Source organism: Legionella septentrionalis (assembly GCF_003989745.1).
Classification (GTDB): domain Bacteria; phylum Pseudomonadota; class Gammaproteobacteria; order Legionellales; family Legionellaceae; genus Legionella_A; species Legionella_A septentrionalis.
Window position 1 is genome coordinate 48,135 of sequence record NZ_RZGS01000010.1, and the last position, 18,758, is coordinate 66,892.

Here is an 18,758-nt window from a genome sequence, read left to right on the forward strand (position 1 = left end):
CAATTAAAGTATAGTTGAGCTTCAAAAGATTATTCATAAAACTTGTAGCAAATCTTTTAAGCTTGCCGACAAAACATGGAGCAATTGTGAGAATAAATATTCATGGTCTATCAAGGCTTGATTGCTTTCCACTTCAATTCCTAGGTATTCTTTTTCAGAATATTGTTTACGCAAAGCGCTGGTGAAGCCATCGCTGTCGCCGCGATAGGGATAATTCATGCGGATTCTGTAAGCAGGGGTTTGTTCTAGCAATAATCCTCGCCAGATGCGGGCCACTTCTTTTTCTGCATGCCGCTGATAATCGTACAATAGGGAAATGGCAGCATTACGGATGACTCCTTTAAGTTCGGGCACAAAAGAGTGGATGGATAAATGCAATACTTGATGCCCTAGAGCAATATGTTGTTGGATTAAACTTTCCAATTTCCGACGGTAAGGTAAATAGTAAGCGTCAATTAAGACTTGTTTTTCAGCTCTGCTTAGCTTTTTAGTAAATTCTGAAAAGCATTTAGGGTGATTTAAACTACGGTTGCAATCAATTAACAGGCGGGTAATGGTCGTGTACACAAAGTCACAGGAAAATTTTTGTTGTAAATACTCAGCAATGGCCAGTGAGCCTGCATCATAGGCTCGGTGCGTTGCTAGGATTTCCGCATTATCTTTGAATAATAGTGCGTATTGGGGGGGCACATCATTGCCCCCATGCTCACAGCTTATGACGAGGATAGTTGGTTTCATAAAGCACTGAATAATCGGTTTTCTAATAAACAATCGCCCAATTGGCGGTATACGTGCATTAACGTTTTTCGGCTGGTATCATCACCGCAAGCGCGTATGATGCGCTCGCTCAGATTGCCATGCCGCAGTATGTGTTCCAGTGTTATTTGCGTGGTGGCATCCAATTGGCTGCTGACCCGCTCAAGCAATTGCGACCAGGCTTCACGCATTTTCATAGTGCGTTTTGGCAATTGCCAATGCTCAAGTACCTGTGAATCGGTTATCTCAACATCTAAGCCTTCCTTAATGCTTGCATCGTAAAGAGCTTTAAGACATGAAGTTTCACAACGCTTATCGATGCGCAATGGGGATTTTTCATGCCAGTCCTTGAGGATGGCATGGATGGCATAAGCGATGGCAAGATCCGCGCTGACGCATTCCTGGGAATCAAGAATACGAATTTCAATGGCATTGTATGCAAATTTTGCAATGGCGGCCCGTGAATTAAGCCATTCATGTTGCAAGATGCCTTTAGGGTCCAGCGGACTTATTTCTTTATACATGGGGTTTAGTATTTTTTGCTCGTATTCTGCCCGAGAACAGATGAATTCAGGAATAATATCGCCGCTTATGGATGGGATACGCTGCTGATTTTTGCCATAAAAAAACAAGCGTGAATCTAAAAGTCCTGTTTTTTTCCCCTCCAGAAAAGGCGTGCTGGCTGCTAAAGCAGGCAAAAGTGGCAGGAGCAGGCGTATGGAATTATGTAATTGGCAGAATTCATCGTCGTTCGCAAAAGGTAAATTGACGTGCATGCTTTGTAAATTTGACCATCCATGGCCTTGGCAATTAAAAATCTCGTCATACTGCTGGTAAATTTCCCGATTGCCATGTGGCCAGCGTCTGGTTTCTTGGTGTGGATTCATCCAAGGATGTGCGCCAGTGGGCAATAATTGCAGGTTATGTTGTTCCAGCACAGGTTGTATCTGCAGGATGGCCTGTTGGAACTGCGCAAGCACCTGCGGGGAGGGTGATTTCGGCCCATGGTTTTTAAATTCCAAAACGTGCAGCACCAATTCATTGCTGATGGCTATTTCACCTAAAACGGTTTCATTGGTGAGCTCGCCTGCCAGCAATTTAAGAATCAAGTCGCTTTGCGGTTGCACATCGAGAGTGGTTTTATTAACCAGCATGTATTCAATTTCAATACCAAGAACAGATAATAGCGGATAATTAGACATAACCATGCTTCCTGCGAATGCGTTGTAGGAAAATCCCCATGATTTGCTGATACAACGTTTCGCCAAGAATTTCATCTTCTATGCCGAAATCAATGTTGGGGTTATCGTTTACCTCGATTACGTAATGCTTGTCTCCATGGCTTTTGATGTCGACCCCATAAAGGCTGTCACCGATTAGGCGTGTGGCTTTCAAAGCAGTCTTGATAATTGCTTCAGGAACTTGGGATAACGGAACGGATTCGCAACGCCCCTCGCGCTCGAATTTAGAATCCCAGTTATAAATTTGCCAGTGGTTTTTAGCCATAAAATAGCGGCAAGCATATAAAGGTTTGTTGTCGAGAACACCAATTCGCCAGTCAAAATCAGTTGGAATAAATGGTTGGATGAGAATCAAATCGGATGTTTTAAAAAATTGTGCCAAGGATTTTTGTAAATCTTTTTCATCATCTAATTTTATTACCCCATGCGAAAAAGCACTATCCGGTTTTTTTAGCACGCAAGGGAATTTGATATCAGGGAGCGCTGTATCGTATTTGCTGATGAATAATGTTTCGGGAGTTAGGATTTGATGGCTTTGCAAAAGTTCTGCCAAATACACTTTATTTGTACATTTCACAATGGATTGCGGGTCATCAATCACGACTATATTTTCCTGGGCGGCACGGCGGGCAAAACGGTAGGTATAATGATCAACGGCTGTGGTGGCACGAATAAACAGTGCATCATATTCAGCAATCGAGCGGCTATCATTTTTATCAATAAAATCAATGTTAAGCCCCATTTCTTCCCCAGCATTGACAAAAGAATCCAATGCTTTTTTATTAGAAGGAGGATTTGGTTCTTGAGCATCGATTAAGATGGCTAAGTCATGGAAGCGTTGTTTTTTCCGCCACTGATGAAATCTTTTTTTGGAAAAATAACTTTCAGCGGCTTGTCGCATAAATTCATCATGGTGTGCCGGAATATCGCCTAGCGATAGGGTTTGTAATTTTTTTATACTCCAATGCTTTTTTTTCTCCAGGGTAAAACGAAGCAGCGGTAAAGGAAATAATCCATGCAATTTTTTTGCTAAAACTGCATGCCGTTTGGCCATGTTTTGCCCAAAATACAAACTTAAAACGAATTCATTCCCTTTGATGTCATGCAAGCTGTGCTGGATTTCTTCATCAATTTCTTGCGAGATTTGCTTGGATAAACTGGCATTAAGGACATCTTGAATGCTTAAGACGGAAGGGATGGCTTTATGATCGCGTGCATGCGCAAGCAGGGAAACATAATACCCAATAGTTTGATAATTGTAAGATTGGCATAAGTTGATGATGCGCATGGATTTGCTTTGATGGTAATTTTCATTGGACAAGTAATCGAAAGCATGAACCACTGGAGCTAAATGACTTAAAAATTCCCAACTTTGTACATTATCAGTTACTAATATCGTTTGCATGCAAATCCCTTTTCGGTCGTATGATTAATAAATTGGCATCATAAGTCAGCACCCCTAACATAATGGCATTGATTAGATTGGTGCTTCCTACCTTGTAGTAGTTATCATGCGATAGAGGATTCTCGCGGTGCGGATCGGCGACGACAATATGTCTTTTTTTATCGTCATAGCCGCACAGCACTACAAAATGGCCGCAAGGCGTACCCCGAATATCATCATAGTAAGCTATCCCCTCAGTGGTATAAATTTCCCGTGCACTGCGATAAAGATAAGTAGCACTCAACCCGGTCAAAATAGGAATTTTTTGCTGGAAATACTCTTTTAGCAGGGAAACGCTTAACGTACTGAAACGTACTTTGCCGCCCAATTCCAGATATTCTTGATAAGCCGTGCTGGATTGCACAATGCCAATGTCGATTTTGTGCTTTAATTGCGCGTCGAGTTTCGCCATGAGCACCTCGCGCTCGGATTCGCCGTCTGGTGCAAACCAGGTGGGATCAAATACATCCAAATTATTCACATAAATGGTGGTTTCAAAGCCATGGGTTAATGCATGTTTCCCAAGCATAGGCGCCAAGGTCCCGCCGGATAAAGAGCGTTCGACGTCGCGTACCACATCTTCCAGCTTAATCATGAGCCCATAATAAGTATAAATTGCATGCAAACACGTGGGACCGCAGCTCTCATCATCGGGTTGTGTGTGCATGTGAAGATTAATCATGGGCGTTGTATTTTCAAAAGAAAAGCAATGAGTGTGACTACTAATACTAAAATTAGAATTGTATGCCGGGTTTGTCAATTACGGTTTTTTTTACTTGTACAACTTTTATGGAGAGTTCCAGGATAAAGGATGCTACTTCTGTTGCGGAGGCGGGATAATTTACATAAGCTTTGACTGGAAGTTTTTCGTGCAGACGCAAGCCGTTTTTCCGAGATTGCTGAATCATGTTTTTTACGGTTTTACCTTTGTCGCAGATGAAATATACATCTGATTCAGGTCTTTGCAGAAATTCTGCCTGGAAGGATTTAAATGCCAGTGAAATTTTTACCCCTTCCTGTTCTGCATGATAGAAACCATGCAAGCCTCCTGCGATGTCGGCGCCCACCGCCAAGGCTCCGAAGTACATTGAATGCAAATGATTACGGGTGCGGCGGTGCAGCGGAATTTTAACTACTATTTTTTCTGCATCAAGTTCTACTAATCGTGGCCTTACATACCCAATCATCGGGATTTTATAGTGGCTAAAATACCACAGGAAAAATCTAAATCGGGTTAAGGCTTTCATTAAGCATCATCCTTCTTGATTTCCAGATGAGAAATGATTTTCCTAACCCCGCGAATGGCGCTTACCCGCTTTAAGATAGCTGCAATGGCTTTATCATTTTGGATAGAGCCTGATAAGGTAACTATGCCATTGGTCGTTGATGCTTTAACCCCGACTAAAGGAATGGATTCGTCATCCAAAACCTTGGCTTTAAATATGGCCGCTTCTACCCGGGCCGTAATATAAGCATCGGTTAAGGCTAAATTTACAACTTTAATATCCAAGCCTTCTGCATCAACGTTTTTAACACCTTTAGTGTTTCTTGCCAGTTTTAATGCCTCCATGAAGGCTTGTTGATCCTTAACGTGGCCATGCAAAGTGACCAAGCCATTTTCAGTTGAGACGGAAATTTTTAAAGGATTTAAGTTCCTGTTTTTAGTAAATTTGGCTTTTATTTTTGCAGTGATGACGGAATCACTAATTTCTTGCTCGATTTCTTTTATATCCTTACCTAAAGCGGTCGCATGTAAAGGAGCGAAGAAACAGCAGAAAATTGCAATTAGGATGAGATGCTTGCTACGCTGCATATACCCCTCCAAATATAAATAAAAACAAGTATATCCATCTATTATGGATATACAAGAATTTTGGCAGGGAATACACAGAGATATCCACAGATTTTGTGGATATCTTTCGCGTAAGTTAGATTGGCGTTAAGCTCAGAACTTAATATTCAATGATAAGGGAAATTCTCCTGCAGTAATTCGCTCAAGAATATTATCGATGACTTCAACTTTTACATGCTGCGGATTGCCGGCCCCATATACTCTAAAAATGGAGTAAGGTTTGCTTTTTTGCTGGTAGCGAATTATTTTTTGAAATTCGCCATTGGAAATAGTGGCATAATGCTCTGCATGAGCGGTAGTGGTTTTAACTTCCAGGCGCTGTTTCTCGGTAATGGCTCCGTTTATGGTGATTTCAACTCCGAAATCCTTGCTTTTATAACTCTCAGCGTCTTTATTGTACCAAATGATTTCAATTTTATTTTTATTGTTACTGGCATCGGTCAATGCAAAGCCGCGGGTTGTGAGAGTAAAGACGTGATTAGGATATACTGTTTGATAATATTTTTGTAAAAGATGGAATACATGTTCTTCTCCCCAACGCCCTATTTTTTTAAGCGCTTCCTCACTAAACGAAGTTTGCTCAATTTCTGTTTGTGAAGATTTTTCCTCGTTGTGTTCAATATTGCTTTTCCTCGGGGATTGTTTGCTTGCTGCAGGGGAGTCTCGCCGTTGCCTTTCTTTTTTAAAAAATTGAATACTCTGATAATCCATGTCGCGCGGTTCGATGGCAGGTATAAATTCACGTAATTTGGTCCGGATCACTTGCTCTGGGGGTTGTGCTGGCGTGGGTGGCTCATTGGCAGTTTGTAAAAAAACTTTGGCATTGGATTCTTCGGCAGGAAAATCACGCTTGCGCTTATGGGTTAGGGGATGAGGCCCGCTGAAATGTGGAGATAGGCTTTCTGATATCTCCAGCGATTGTTCTTGCCTTAAAGACACTTGTTGCAGAGGCGGCGTTACCTGGGCTTGAGCTTTTGTATTTGCATCGGTAGCATTATCATCAGTGGATGTTTCGGGTGAATCCGTTACCAGATATTTATGCCGCCTGGCATTGGATTTTACAGGCACAGCCAATTTAATCGGACTCGCGTTCTTGCTTGTCCCTGCGGATTGTTTGTGTTCTTCAAGAAGCCGATCAGCGTATTCCTTGGCTAAGCTGTAATGAGGGTTCGCCATAAAAGCCGCCAAGTATTTGGCGCATGCGTTTTTTTTCTTTAAATCAACCTCAACAGGTTTGTCTAGTGGCGCTAGACCATGCTCATAGGCTAAGCCTAAATTGAACAAATCAGACGCAGCCTTCTCGCGCGCGCGCATTTCCAAATCTTTAAAAGCGTCTTCTTTCATAGTTGAAAGAAGGGAAGATTTTGGATCATAAACAAGAGTATCCAGGGTCAAATCATGCAGATCGCGGACGCTATCTGCCTCCATCGGAGTTAATTCCTGATTGGCAATGTAGCTTTTAAATGTTTTGATTTCAAAGCCAGTATATTGTACAGATTCTTGAATATCTTCATCGGTAATCGCAATACTTCCATGTTTTTGGTGCATCATAATCAAGTGTAAGATGGCTAGCGAATCTTTAAGTGCCGCACCGTCAGCCAATAATATTTTCGCAATTTTAAGATGAGGTGCGTGTGGATCGCCATGGAGATTTTCTTTGTAAATAATCCCTAAAGCATTGATGGCAGCGCGATCCATTCGAGACGCTGCAAGCCGTAAGAAAGACAGGGCTAGGGGAATATCCTTTTTAAGGTATGTTCCAAAGAAAAGCATTAATCCTACCAGGTATAGGCGGCTATTTTTTAGATTGGCATTATGTAACACCCATTTCGTGGTTAATATTTTTTGTAAAGCTTCGGGCGAATGATGTGTTGCTAAAAGATCCAGTTCTTTTTTATCGGACTTGCTGAGGGCTTCATCAATTAATGTGCTATTTATCATGGTTTTTATTGGTGTTTTTTCACTAGCTTATAACATGGTTTTACCGATATGTGCAATTTTATTGCATTTTTGCCCGCATTTATTAAATTTAGGGCTATACTAAGCGTTAGTTCCAGACCATATCTAGGCTGGTAATAACAAATTTATTTTCTGTAGTTCGAATAATAAGCAATGTAAATATAATATTCTTGTCTACTTCAGGAATTGCTACGGCTTGTTGCACGCGCCAGAATCGGATGCCTGTAAAAAAATTGCTGTGTTGTACTGTCCCTGATTGCACAAGGTTGCCAGGACCATCTAAAAGCGGATGCAGTGTTAAATTTTGCGCACGGGTTTGTCGTATGAGGCTGTTTAAGAAGGTATTGAGGGCATTCCAAGCGTTCAAGGAATAATTTGATGTCAATTTTGGATCAATTTTTCCATCGATGGATAGTGTTTCAACCAAAGTTTGTCGTGCCCAACTCATCACTTCATCATCATTTGCATGGCTTGGCAGGGGGAAAATAAAAATTGCGGTCAGAATAATTAAAAAGAGGGTTGAAACCACTTTTTGTTTCATAACAGGTCCTTCTGTGATCTCTTGTATGGCAATTTGTTTTATCAGTATAGCAAAGATATAATTTGTATTTTTTTAATTCAAGGCATTTAAATCCTTATGATTAGCATACGCGGGGCTAGAACCCACAATTTAAAGAATATCAATATAGATTTACCACGGGATCAATTAATTGTGATTACCGGGCTTTCCGGTTCGGGTAAATCATCGCTTGCATTTGATACGCTGTATGCGGAAGGACAGCGCCGATATGTTGAATCGCTATCTGCTTATGCTCGTCAATTCTTATCGATGATGGAGAAACCTGACGTTGACTCCATTGATGGCTTATCTCCTGCCATTTCTATCGAGCAAAAAGCCACTTCCCATAATCCCCGCTCTACCGTGGGTACTATCACTGAAATTTATGATTATTTAAGGTTATTATTTGCACGCGTGGGGGAGCCACGCTGTCCTACGCACGGGGTCAGCCTGCATGCACAAACCATAAGCCAAATGGTCGATCAGGTGCTAGCACTTCCTGACGAAAGCAAAGCCATGATTCTGGCGCCTGTTGTTCGCGAGCGAAAGGGGGAGCATGTGCAGCTTTTGCAGCAGTTGCAAGCGCAAGGGTATGTGCGCGCCCGTATTAATGGGGAAATTTATGAATTGGACGATCCGCCTAAATTGGAGTTGCGTAAAAAACACACCATTGAGGTGGTCGTTGACCGCTTTAAAGTACGTCCCGATATTGCACAGCGTTTGAGCGAATCGTTTGAAAATGCTTTAAATCTGGCGGATGGGGTTGCAATGGTAGCTTCTGTAGATGACGCATTTGTGGAAATAACATTTTCTTCAAAATTTGCTTGCACAGAATGCGGCTACAGTTTGAGTGAACTCGAGCCCCGGCTTTTCTCGTTTAATAATCCCATGGGAGCTTGCCCTTCCTGTGATGGATTGGGGGTGGATCAATTTTTCGATCCAGAGCGGATCATCCATGATGAAAGCTTAAATTTAGCAGAAGGCGCTATCCGTGGCTGGGATAAACGTACAGTTTATTACCACACGTTACTGGAATCCTTGGCACAACATTATGATTTTGACATCAATACACCCTTTTGTGATTTACCGCCATCTATACGCAATTTGGTTTTATATGGCAGTGGCAACGACATCATCGAATTCCGTTATCAACGCCCGCACGGTGGTTTTTTATTAAAAAAACATGCGTTTGAAGGGATCATTCCAAATATGCAGCGCCGTTATCGCGAATCAGATTCGGATATGGTGCGTGAGGAATTGTCAAAATATTTATCATCACGCCCATGCCCAGCTTGCCAAGGTACGCGTTTGCGGGAGGCTGCGCGCCATGTATTCGTTGCCGATACAAATTTGCCGGAAATAGCTGCCTATTCGATTGAAGAAGCGTATGCTTTTTTCAAGGCATTGCAACTGCCGGGCTATCGCGGCGAGATTGCCAAAAAGATAAATAAAGAAATTGTCGAACGCCTTGGCTTTCTGGTGAATGTGGGTTTGGATTATTTGTCTTTGGCCCGCAGTGCGGAAACACTTTCGGGAGGAGAGGCACAACGCATTCGCTTGGCCAGCCAAATTGGTTCCGGTCTCGTCGGGGTGATGTATATTTTGGATGAACCTTCAATTGGTTTGCATCAGCGCGATAATGATCGTTTGTTGAAAACATTGCTGCATTTACGTGATCTGGGAAATACCGTCATCGTCGTGGAACATGATGAAGATGCCATACGTACCGCCAATTATGTATTGGATATTGGTCCAGGCGCTGGCGTGCACGGTGGAGAGATTGTCGCTTTTGGCCCGCCGGAAGCCATAATGACTAATCCCAACTCCTTAACCGGCCAGTATCTTTCCGGAAAAAAATGCATTGCAGTGCCGCAAGAGCGGTTGCCAGTGGATAAAGCACGCGTCATTTCCTTAAAAGGAGTTAACTGCAATAATTTACAAAATGTTGAGGTAACCATCCCTTTAGGTGTAATGACTTGCATTACCGGCGTTTCAGGCTCGGGAAAATCGAGCCTGATTAATGATACCTTGTTTCCGCTTGCGGCAAACAAACTAAACCGTGCCAGTATGCAAATGGTCGGGAAAGTTCAAGAAATTCAAGGTTTGGAGTTATGTGATAAAGTCATCGATATTGATCAAAGCCCGATAGGGCGTACTCCCCGCTCAAATCCTGCAACCTATACCGGATTGTTTACACCTATCCGTGAATTATTTGCCAACACGCCAGAGGCACGATCGCGCGGCTATCAGCCCGGGCGGTTTAGTTTTAATGTGCGTGGGGGGCGTTGTGAAGCTTGCCAGGGCGACGGGCTTATCAAAGTCGAGATGCATTTTCTGCCGGACATTTATGTCACTTGTGACGCGTGTAAAGGTAAGCGCTACAATCGCGAGACATTAGAAATTCTCTATAAAGGAAAAAATATTCACGAAGTGTTGGATATGACGGTAGAAGATGCGTGTTCATTCTTTGCCGCTATTCCCGTGTTAGCACGCAAATGCCAGACGTTAATTGACGTGGGATTGTCTTATATTCGTTTAGGGCAGAGTGCCACGACTTTATCAGGCGGCGAGGCGCAACGAATAAAACTGGCACGTGAATTATCCAAACGTGGTACTGGCAATACCCTATACATCCTGGATGAACCCACGACCGGTTTGCATTTTCATGACACCCAGCAATTGTTAAACGTATTGACTTGCTTACGCGATCAGGGAAATACGATCGTCGTCATCGAGCACAACCTTGATGTCATTAAAACGGCCGACTGGATCATCGATTTGGGTCCAGAAGGCGGCAGTAAGGGAGGAAAAATTATTGCCGTGGGCACGCCTGAAGATATTGCCGCCTGCCAGCATTCTTATACTGGCCAATTTTTGCGCCCTTTGCTTGCGTTTGCCGATGACTTATGCTTATAACTTAACTAAGGTACACTCTTTTTAAAGGATTAGATATGGGAACTTTTCTCATAGTATTATTAATTATTGTGGTACTGGGTTTTGTGTGGGGCATCGGTACTTATAACAAGTTAATCGGCCTAATTGAGGCAATTAACAATAACAAGCGACAGATTGACATCCAGCTTGATCGCCGTTTCAAAGTATTTCAGTCCTTGATTGAAGCTGTAAAAAAATACATGGATTACGAACAGACTACATTAAAGGATGTAGTCGCTTTGCGCAATCAAGCACAGGCAGCCAAGGAAGCGGGTGATGAAAAAGCAAGAATTGCTGCTGAAGAAGGGATTTCTCGCATTGCTTCCGGTCTGAACGTCGTGTTTGAGCAGTATCCTGATTTAAAAGCCAGCCAAAATGTGGTGCAACTGCAGGAAGAAATTGTCAATACAGAAAACAAATTATCTTATGCCAAACAAGCATATAATGATGGCGTTGAGCGTTATTATGCCAAGAAAAAATCGTTTTTTGAGGCCATGCTGGTGGGGTTATTTCCAGATAAATTGGATAAACAATTTGAGTATTGGGCTTTGCCTGAAGGACAAATCCAGGCTCATGAGGATTATACAGTTAAATTTTAAGGTCTGTACCCATGAGCTTATCCGATTATCATGCAAGTACTGGCAACTGGCGAGAGCAGCTTAAACGAAATGAGCGCCGTACCCGCTGGGTTATTTTTAGCTTCATTTTTATTTATGCTTGCATCGGGTTGCTGGTGGATGTCTTTATGCTTGCGTCAGCTTATCCGAATGCAGACTTGGGCCAATACCTGTATGCTTTATTGACCTTCAAAGCAGTGCCCTATGCTACCTTACTCTTAGGGGGAATTGCCGTAATATCCATTTTGATCACTTATTCGATGTACGATCGCCTCATGTTATTAGGGACTGAATACCGGGAAATCACGCCAGAAACGGCGCAAAATTTGCGGGAAAGACAATTATATAATGTTGTTGAAGAAATGAAGGTAGCGGCCGGATTGCAATATATGCCGAAGGTATATCTTATCGAGGCCGATTATATGAATGCTTTTGCAAGCGGTTATAGCGAGAAGTCCGCCATGGTCGCCATCACTCGTGGTTTAATGGAAAAATTAGACCGAGCCGAGATGCAGGCAGTGATGGCCCATGAATTGAGCCATATACGCCATAAAGACATTAAGCTCACCCTCATGGTGGCGATTCTTAGCAATATTCTATTGATTGTAATTGATATATTGTTTTATGCAGCTTTGTACAAGCGCGATCGCCGCCAGGATAACCGCTTACTCAGCATTATTATCCTCTTGCGCTATATCCTACCTTTCATAACGCTGATTTTGGCTTTATTTTTAAGCCGTACGCGCGAATACATGGCAGATGCTGGTTCCGTTGAACTCATGCGTGATAATGAACCCATGGCGCGTGCCTTGTTAAAAATCCATCGCGACCATGAGCAGCATGCTGAAGAGTATGCTGCTGCGTATGGGCGAACTGCTCATGAAGAAGTTCGGCAAGCTTCTTATTTATTTGACCCTTCCATCCTCGATCCGATTAAGTCATTAAACAATGCTTTTTCTACACATCCTAGTATTGAAAAGCGATTGGAAGCTTTGGGATTTAGGCAAAAAACGAAATCCTGAGCAGTAATTTGGATGTAGCCTTATAGCCACAGGCGTTGGTAATGGGGTTTCTATGCATACTGAACGTTTTGAACACATTAAAAACCAATTAAAATCCAATTTTCTTTTCTCTGGTCTGACGGAGCAAGAATTGGAAACCTTAGCTTCTCTAGCAAAAGAATATGAGTTTTCTGCTGCCGAATTTATCATTGAAGAAGATGAAGCAATCCCCGAAAAACTTTATTTGATTGAAGCAGGTGTTGTTGAAATCTTAAAAAAATCGGCCAAGGATGAACAAGGTGATTTTTATCGTATTACCACGCTTGCCAGTGGAGAAATTATAGGAGAAGTGGCTTTATTGGAAGATGCAAAGCGCACTGCTTCAGCTCGTGCGGTGACTCCGACTAAAGTGATTGCCTTACCTTTGCAAGAGCTTAAAAATCTCTCCACATCGGGAAATAAAACGTCTTTTAAACGCTTTCTTAAGCCGTTGCGAAGACAAGTCAATGAGCCATCGGTGCATACCAAGCTCATTCAAAACCTTGCTAAAAATTTAAGCCGGCGCCTAGCGAATACCAATGCCGTGACGGCGGAGAGCTTAAGAGCGGAATTAAAATTATCACAAATGCGAATTAGTATGGGGCGGTTTTTAATTGGCACCCTCAGTGCGCTTTCCATTTATACGTATTGCCTATCGTTTATTGCTACCTACAGCAACACCTTGCCATCCACTACCATCGTGGCAGTGCCTTTGATGCTGTTTTTTAGTGGAGTAATATTTTATTTTATGATGAAAAGCGGCTATCCATTGGCTTTTTTTGGTTTAACGCTGCAATACTGGCGGGGAGCAGTGCTTGAAAGCGTGGGGTGGACTTTTCCAGTAATGGGATTGATTGTTCTTGCCAAATGGTTATTTATAGAATTTGCACAGCTGCATATCCCCTTATTTGAGGGGTACCATGCCAGTTTTCGCGGAGGCAATACGGCATTGATAATTGCTTCAATTATTACTTATCTTATCATGGTGCCATTGCAGGAATTAATTATGCGTGGTGCAGTCCAAGGCTCATTGCAACACTTTTTTACCGGGAAGCATGCTAAGCTGAGTGCTATTTTGGTTTCTAATCTTATTTTTGGCGCTACCCACTTGCACATTTCTTTAATCATGGGAGTGCTGGTAATGATATTTGGTATATTTTGGGGGATTATGTACGCTCGGCAAGGGAATTTGGTTGGCGTGTCAGTATCTCACTTGATGATTGGTTACTGGGCTTTTTTTGTAGTAGGTATAGAAAATATTCTTGACTAATTGTGTGCATTATTCTTAAGTGCGCAGCCCCGTACAGCTTTAACGGAATCTTTGCTTTTTAAAAGTGGCATGATGGTTTCCTTTGTTCTAGTATTAGACTATAGACAGTAGTCATTGTACAGCCAACACCACGGTATGCGGAAACCAGATAGCGAGTGTGGTGAGCAAGCTTAGTCAAACTAAGAAGCCAAAAGCATTCCTGAGGTATCCACTTTTTTAGAACCGACTGTTGCAATATTACTGTCTATTTTCATATACAACTGCAAAGACCCGCCGCGACACAGTAAATTGCCCAGAAAATTTTTCCAATGCTTGGGCACGCATGTACTCTGCATGTTGAGACAAGTATTGTTCCAAAGCATGCAGCGATTCAACATAATAATGAACAGTAAAATAATGCAGATTTTTTACGTCTGATTTTATTTCTTTGAGGATGCTGACTTCTTTAAAGCCTGAAAAACTCAACATTTGTTGCGTATGTTCCCTAAGCCATGAGTAATATTCATCGGCAATATCCGCATGAGTACATACATTCACTTCATAAATTATGTTGTCTTGATTAATCACGTATACCTGTCCCTTTCTTTAGAAGAATGAGATTAAATAAAAGCAATAAGGCCAAAATGGCGCAGATGATGCTCATCGCCAGCGTCATGTTGACATCGCGCTGTCCTGTCATCGCGTGCCGAAGAGCATTGACCATGTATAAAATAGGATTGAAATAACTAACTTTTTGCCAAAATGTTGGCAGCATGGTAGTTAAATAAAATATCCCGCCCAAATAAGTCAATGGGGTGAGAATGAAGGTAGGGACGATGGCCACGTCATCAAAATTGCGAGCCAGTATACCGTTAGTGAAACCTGCCAGAGAAAATAAAGCGGCAACCAGGACAATGATGATGATGGTCAAAGGCAAATTTACAATGGGAATATAAATGAAGAAGGAAGCTACTGAGTAAACCAGAATGGCTACCAAGACTCCGCGCAGCATCCCTCCTAAAATAAATCCCAGCAACATTAGTCCGGGATAGATGGGGCTTATTAATTTTTCTTCAATATTTTTTTGAAAGCGTTCGGTGAATACCGAGGTGGATACATTGGAATAAGCATTAATAATCACACTCATCATGATAAGGCCTGGCGCTATAAACAGCGTATAAGGCATGCCTTGGATAGGGCCAATGCGTTGGCCGATAATTGAGCCAAAAATCAGGAAATACAACATGGTGGTAATGACTGGCGGGAAGAAGACTTGGCTAAAAATGCGGAACATACGTACCAGTTCGCGGCGAACTAAAGTGTACAGTGCGATAAGCTGTTGTTTAATGGTCATGGTTGATGAGATCCAGGAATAGTTCTTCCAAGCGGTTGGTTTTATTACGCATACTATGCACTCTTATGTGGTTGCGGGTGAGTACCGCAAACACATCGTTTAACGACCATTTGTTATCAATACGGATCTCCAAAGTATATGGGTCAATTTTCATGCCTGTAAATGGCTCAAGGGATGGGAGGGTATCAATAGGATCAAGCGTATTTAAAATAAACGTTTGATGCCGCAAGGTTTTTAACAAGGATTTAATGGATGTGTTTTCAATGATTTCGCCTTTATGAATAATGGCAATGTTCTTACATAATTGTTCCGCTTCTTCAAGGTAATGGGTAGTAAGAATGATGGTTGTGCCTTGCTGATTGATGGCAGTTAAAAAATCCCACATGCTACGGCGTATTTCAATATCCACTCCTGCGGTGGGTTCGTCCAAAATTAACACTTTGGGGTTGTGGATAAGGGCGCGCGCGATCATCAAGCGCCGTTTCATCCCGCCTGACAAATGGCGGACGATAGCGTCTTTCTTTTCCCATAATCCAAGCTGTCGCAAAAGTTCATGGGCACGTGATTTGGCTTGCCGGCGCATAACTCCATAGTATCCTGCCTGATTTAAAATAATTTGCTCGCAAGTTTCAAAAATATTTAAATTGAATTCTTGCGGCACTAATCCTAGATAGGTTTTGGCATGTTCAGGCTGTTTATCCAAATCATAGCCATAAATTGAAATGCTTCCGGCAGTTTTAGTGAGCAGGGTGGTAATAAGGCCAATGGTAGTGGATTTGCCTGCACCATTTGCTCCTAATAAAGCAAAAAAATCGCCGGTTTCAACGGTTAAATCGATGCCTTTCAGTGCTTCCACCCCATTCGGGTAGGTTTTTCGTAATTGATGAATTTCTAGAGCATGCATGTTGTAGTCTTTTTAAAAATTCTTAATTAGAATAGCAAGTCTTGCGGCTATGCAAAAGAATTCTCAAAATATTAAACCATTGCAGGATAGTGGGGGCAGCTTAAAAAAGGTCTTGCGGACGAGTTTTTAACCAACCGGTAATACTATAGCGCATTTGCTGTGTGGTATTCACCTCATGGGGTAAGTCGCTCTGAAAACAAACAAAGCGGTTGTGTAGAGGGGGAATAATTGCAAGAATTTGTTCGTTGCGATCGTATAATGTTAATTCTCCTCCATGTGCAGGCTGCCAATCCGGGTTCAAATAATAAACACATGAAACCAGCCGGTTTTTGGTATTTTTAAACTGGTCTACATGTTTTTTATAAGAAGTGCCGGGTTGATACACTGCAAAATGAGCTTCAAATTCTGAGAGATTGAGGAAAAGAGATTCATTTAAATGATTGCAAATTGCAGTAATGGTTTTTAAGTAGGCTTGTAAGGGGAGATTAGAGGGTTCAAAGTCCAACCAGCAAAGCTCATCGCTGCGTATCGTCGTATGGCGCATCGCGTGTTGTATATTGCCGATTTTGGCAGGCCTGAAATCGCCGCGCGCAAAGCGTTCTTGTGCTTGTATTAACAGTTGAGAATAATCTTGGTGTCCCAAAAAATTGTCAACGACAGAAAACCCGTGGCTATAAATTTCATTGACAATGTTTTCCGTTGCGTATGCCATATCGCTGCTTGCTAAAAAAGCTATATTATAGCGATTTTCATGCCCGGGTAATATATTTTTACCGTCCTATTATTCATGTGCCAGCGAAGGCATTCCAAATCGGGTTAAGATGCGGCTACACATGCTTTTGGCCAATTCTTCTTCATCCAGGAAAAAAAGTCCGTCACTTTCCTGTCTTAATAAAATTTTTTCTTCCTCATTCTGCACCCGGATAATAATTTCAATTTTAGGATTTAATTTTCGTGCCGTGTTGAGCATTTGCCGGATGTCGAATGCGTCGGCTGAGGCAATAACCAACATGCCAGCCTGTGCTATATGCGCTTGGATGAGCGTAGTTGCTTCTGCACCATTACCATATACCGACGCTTTTTTATGTTGTCTTAAGTGTTCAATCAATTCACGGTTTTGGTCGACGACCACGTATGGGATGCCATATTCGTTTAAAATTTTTCCAATATGCTTCCCTACTTGCCCGTAGCCCACTAAAACAACATGCCCAGACAAATATTTTTCTTCAGTTGTCATTGGCAATTCTACGAGTGGATCTTCTAAGTGGGCGGTTTGCATCCAGGAAGGTTGGCTGCGGGCCCAATTTTGAAAGCGATTGATTAATTTGAATATAAACGGATTGATGGCTATGGATAAAATGGCCCCGGCCAGGATTAAAGCTTGTCCTTCCACTGGTAATAATTTTAAATGCACGCCAAGACTGGCCAAGATAAACGAAAATTCGCCAATTTGTGCCAAGCTGGCGGATACAGTCAGCGCCGTATTTAAAGAATAACGGAAAGCGAGGACCAGCAAAGCTGCGGCAATCGACTTGCCAATTACGATAATCCCAAGCACTACAAGCACGCGGAAAGGTTGTTCAATAAAAATGTAAGGATTAAACAACATGCCTACGGACACAAAAAATAAAACGGCGAAAGCATCGCGAAAGGGCAAGGATTCTTCCGCGGCGCGGCGACTGAATTTAGATTCGCGCAGAATCATACCCGCAAAAAAAGCGCCGAGCGCCAGAGAAATTCCGAACAATTTTGAGGCGCCAAATGCAATGCTTACTGCCACTGCAATGACGCATAAAGTAAATAATTCGCGGGAGCCGGTGCGCGTAATATGCCATAAAAGTTTAGGCAATGCCCAACGGCCAAGCACCAACATGACGGCAAGGAATGCAGAAAGTTTCAGGAAGGTAAATCCCAATGTAAGCCACAGGTTTTTACCTGGATCTCCTGTTTCTGCTCCTTCCAGCCACTGGGATAAAAAAGGTAAAAACACCAGGGCAATTACCATGGCTATGTCTTCAACAATCAACCAACCGACAGCAATTTGCCCGTTAATCGATGTGAGTAAACCTTGGGTTTCAAGTGCTCTAATCAATACAACGGTGCTGGCTACCGATAAGGCTAAGCCGAATACCAGGGCATTGCTAACCCCCCAACCCCAGGCAATGGCAACACCGGCTCCCATTGCCGTGGCAACCAAAATTTGCAAGACTGCACCTGGTAAAGCAATTTTACGGGTAGCAAGCAAATTATCCAAGGAAAAGTGAAGTCCTACGCCAAACATCAGCAGCATCACTCCTATTTCTGCAAGTTCAGCAGCAATGCCTGTATGCGCGACAAAGCCTGGAGTAAATGGTCCGATAATAATACCGGCCAAAAGATAACCGACAATGGTCGGAAGCTTGAGTTTTATCGCAAAAAAACCAAAAATGAGGGCAAGGCCCAGTGCTGTGGCAAGCGTAGTGATCAAAGGCAAACCGTGTGACATCCATTACTCCAGGTTTTGTGGTTTAAATCCAAGCCCTGCGCAAACATTATCCATCACCCTGACGCACGCAGGGCTAATTAGGTCCGTGTCGGCCAGCAGGGATGCACGGGCTATCAATGTATTCGCCATTGATCGTTAAAATCATATTAACATTAGCGCGTTGATACCGTGCTAATTGATTATATTGTTGTATTGTCATATATCCATAAGTATTTCCACAATAAACAAGAGAATGCGCAGTTGAGGAAGGTTTTGCCTGCAGCGGGAGGTCGCATTCCCAATGAAACCGAGATAAATCACAATTTGCCATGGCATTGGATATAGAGCATACGGTTAAAGTTAAACCAAGATGCCAAGCTTTCAT

The 18,758-nt window shown here is 42.5% G+C and carries 18 protein-coding genes; 4 read left to right on the forward strand and 14 right to left on the reverse strand.

Going from position 1 to position 18,758, the window contains the following annotated elements:
- Window positions 1-33: 33 nt before the first annotated feature.
- The 8 genes from ELY11_RS05315 to ELY11_RS05350 all read right to left on the reverse strand — a co-directional run bounded on the left by ELY11_RS05315 (window position 34) and on the right by ELY11_RS05350 (window position 7,793).
- The gene (locus ELY11_RS05315) at window positions 34-738 is read right to left on the reverse strand and encodes an N-formylglutamate amidohydrolase (protein WP_126954258.1); all 705 of its coding nucleotides are present in this window, start codon (window positions 736-738) and stop codon (window positions 34-36) included.
- A complete protein-coding gene (locus ELY11_RS05320) occupies window positions 735-1,958 on the reverse strand; it encodes a carboxylate-amine ligase (protein ID WP_199741512.1) in 1,224 nt (407 codons plus the stop codon). Before ELY11_RS05320 ends, ELY11_RS05315 begins: the two co-directional genes overlap by 4 nt.
- On the reverse strand, window positions 1,951-3,402 hold the full coding sequence (locus ELY11_RS05325; RefSeq protein ID WP_126954256.1) for a RimK family protein: 1,452 nt from the start codon (window positions 3,400-3,402) through the stop codon (window positions 1,951-1,953). Before ELY11_RS05325 ends, ELY11_RS05320 begins: the two co-directional genes overlap by 8 nt.
- Window positions 3,380-4,123, reverse strand: coding sequence for a C1 family peptidase (locus ELY11_RS05330; protein WP_126954255.1), 744 nt, complete (start codon window positions 4,121-4,123; stop codon window positions 3,380-3,382). Before ELY11_RS05330 ends, ELY11_RS05325 begins: the two co-directional genes overlap by 23 nt.
- 52 nt (window positions 4,124-4,175) lie before the next feature.
- On the reverse strand, window positions 4,176-4,688 hold the full coding sequence (locus ELY11_RS05335; RefSeq protein WP_127032654.1) for a DUF4442 domain-containing protein: 513 nt from the start codon (window positions 4,686-4,688) through the stop codon (window positions 4,176-4,178).
- Window positions 4,688-5,254 (reverse strand): BON domain-containing protein, encoded by a 567-nt coding sequence (locus ELY11_RS05340; RefSeq protein WP_127032655.1) that lies wholly within the window; start codon window positions 5,252-5,254, stop codon window positions 4,688-4,690. Before ELY11_RS05340 ends, ELY11_RS05335 begins: the two co-directional genes overlap by 1 nt.
- Before the next feature lie 132 nt (window positions 5,255-5,386).
- Window positions 5,387-7,234, reverse strand: coding sequence for an SEL1-like repeat protein (locus tag ELY11_RS05345; RefSeq protein ID WP_127032656.1), 1,848 nt, complete (start codon window positions 7,232-7,234; stop codon window positions 5,387-5,389).
- A 106-nt stretch (window positions 7,235-7,340) separates the two neighbouring features.
- Window positions 7,341-7,793, reverse strand: coding sequence for a hypothetical protein (locus ELY11_RS05350; protein ID WP_126954251.1), 453 nt, complete (start codon window positions 7,791-7,793; stop codon window positions 7,341-7,343).
- A 90-nt stretch (window positions 7,794-7,883) separates the two neighbouring features.
- Between ELY11_RS05350 and uvrA the strand changes: the two genes are divergently transcribed.
- Genes uvrA through ELY11_RS05370 form a run of 4 tightly spaced genes read left to right on the forward strand, consistent with a single transcriptional unit; the run spans window position 7,884 to window position 13,672 of the window.
- Window positions 7,884-10,727, forward strand: coding sequence for an excinuclease ABC subunit UvrA (gene uvrA / locus ELY11_RS05355; protein ID WP_126954250.1), 2,844 nt, complete (start codon window positions 7,884-7,886; stop codon window positions 10,725-10,727).
- Window positions 10,728-10,762: 35 nt separating this feature from the next.
- Entirely contained in the window at window positions 10,763-11,344 is a 582-nt protein-coding gene (locus ELY11_RS05360; RefSeq protein ID WP_126954249.1) for a LemA family protein, read from the forward strand.
- Window positions 11,345-11,355: 11 nt separating this feature from the next.
- On the forward strand, window positions 11,356-12,384 hold the full coding sequence (gene htpX / locus ELY11_RS05365) for a zinc metalloprotease HtpX (RefSeq protein ID WP_126954248.1): 1,029 nt from the start codon (window positions 11,356-11,358) through the stop codon (window positions 12,382-12,384).
- 52 nt (window positions 12,385-12,436) lie between these two features.
- Window positions 12,437-13,672 carry a cyclic nucleotide-binding domain-containing protein gene (locus ELY11_RS05370; protein ID WP_127032657.1) on the forward strand — a complete coding sequence of 412 codons (1,236 nt, stop codon included), beginning with the start codon at window positions 12,437-12,439 and terminating at the stop codon, window positions 13,670-13,672.
- Between the two features lie 237 nt (window positions 13,673-13,909).
- Here the strand turns inward: ELY11_RS05370 and ELY11_RS05375 are convergent, their stop codons facing one another.
- From ELY11_RS05375 to ELY11_RS05400, 6 genes are all read right to left on the reverse strand, one after another.
- A complete protein-coding gene (locus tag ELY11_RS05375) occupies window positions 13,910-14,239 on the reverse strand; it encodes a DUF4286 family protein (RefSeq protein WP_127032658.1) in 330 nt (109 codons plus the stop codon).
- A complete protein-coding gene (locus ELY11_RS05380; protein WP_126954245.1) occupies window positions 14,232-15,005 on the reverse strand; it encodes an ABC transporter permease in 774 nt (257 codons plus the stop codon). Before ELY11_RS05380 ends, ELY11_RS05375 begins: the two co-directional genes overlap by 8 nt.
- Entirely contained in the window at window positions 14,995-15,909 is a 915-nt protein-coding gene (locus ELY11_RS05385; protein ID WP_126954244.1) for an ABC transporter ATP-binding protein, read from the reverse strand. Before ELY11_RS05385 ends, ELY11_RS05380 begins: the two co-directional genes overlap by 11 nt.
- 100 nt (window positions 15,910-16,009) lie before the next feature.
- Window positions 16,010-16,621: a 2OG-Fe(II) oxygenase gene (locus ELY11_RS05390; RefSeq protein ID WP_126954243.1), complete on the reverse strand. Its 612-nt coding sequence runs from the start codon at window positions 16,619-16,621 to the stop codon at window positions 16,010-16,012.
- A gap of 69 nt (window positions 16,622-16,690) precedes the next feature.
- Window positions 16,691-18,394 (reverse strand): cation:proton antiporter, encoded by a 1,704-nt coding sequence (locus ELY11_RS05395; protein WP_127032659.1) that lies wholly within the window; start codon window positions 18,392-18,394, stop codon window positions 16,691-16,693.
- A gap of 73 nt (window positions 18,395-18,467) precedes the next feature.
- Window positions 18,468-18,758 (reverse strand): hypothetical protein, encoded by a 291-nt coding sequence (locus ELY11_RS05400; RefSeq protein WP_371923205.1) that lies wholly within the window; start codon window positions 18,756-18,758, stop codon window positions 18,468-18,470.

Excerpts from the sequence above, each read along its gene's own strand:
- ELY11_RS05325 (WP_126954256.1), bottom strand. The coding sequence starts at position 3,402 with ATGCAAACGATATTAGTAACTGATAATGTACAAAGTTGGGAATTTTTA.
- ELY11_RS05385 (WP_126954244.1), bottom strand. The coding sequence starts at position 15,909 with ATGCATGCTCTAGAAATTCATCAATTACGAAAAACCTACCCGAATGGG.
- ELY11_RS05360 (WP_126954249.1), top strand. The coding sequence starts at position 10,763 with ATGGGAACTTTTCTCATAGTATTATTAATTATTGTGGTACTGGGTTTT.
- htpX (WP_126954248.1), top strand. The coding sequence starts at position 11,356 with ATGAGCTTATCCGATTATCATGCAAGTACTGGCAACTGGCGAGAGCAG.
- ELY11_RS05400 (WP_371923205.1), bottom strand. The coding sequence starts at position 18,758 with ATGAAAGCTTGGCATCTTGGTTTAACTTTAACCGTATGCTCTATATCC.
- ELY11_RS05315 (WP_126954258.1), bottom strand. The coding sequence starts at position 738 with ATGAAACCAACTATCCTCGTCATAAGCTGTGAGCATGGGGGCAATGAT.
- ELY11_RS05345 (WP_127032656.1), bottom strand. The coding sequence starts at position 7,234 with ATGATAAATAGCACATTAATTGATGAAGCCCTCAGCAAGTCCGATAAA.
- ELY11_RS05330 (WP_126954255.1), bottom strand. The coding sequence starts at position 4,123 with ATGATTAATCTTCACATGCACACACAACCCGATGATGAGAGCTGCGGT.
- ELY11_RS05350 (WP_126954251.1), bottom strand. The coding sequence starts at position 7,793 with ATGAAACAAAAAGTGGTTTCAACCCTCTTTTTAATTATTCTGACCGCA.
- ELY11_RS05340 (WP_127032655.1), bottom strand. The coding sequence starts at position 5,254 with ATGCAGCGTAGCAAGCATCTCATCCTAATTGCAATTTTCTGCTGTTTC.
- ELY11_RS05390 (WP_126954243.1), bottom strand. The coding sequence starts at position 16,621 with ATGGCATACGCAACGGAAAACATTGTCAATGAAATTTATAGCCACGGG.
- ELY11_RS05370 (WP_127032657.1), top strand. The coding sequence starts at position 12,437 with ATGCATACTGAACGTTTTGAACACATTAAAAACCAATTAAAATCCAAT.
- ELY11_RS05380 (WP_126954245.1), bottom strand. The coding sequence starts at position 15,005 with ATGACCATTAAACAACAGCTTATCGCACTGTACACTTTAGTTCGCCGC.
- ELY11_RS05395 (WP_127032659.1), bottom strand. The coding sequence starts at position 18,394 with ATGTCACACGGTTTGCCTTTGATCACTACGCTTGCCACAGCACTGGGC.
- ELY11_RS05320 (WP_199741512.1), bottom strand. The coding sequence starts at position 1,958 with ATGTCTAATTATCCGCTATTATCTGTTCTTGGTATTGAAATTGAATAC.
- ELY11_RS05335 (WP_127032654.1), bottom strand. The coding sequence starts at position 4,688 with ATGAAAGCCTTAACCCGATTTAGATTTTTCCTGTGGTATTTTAGCCAC.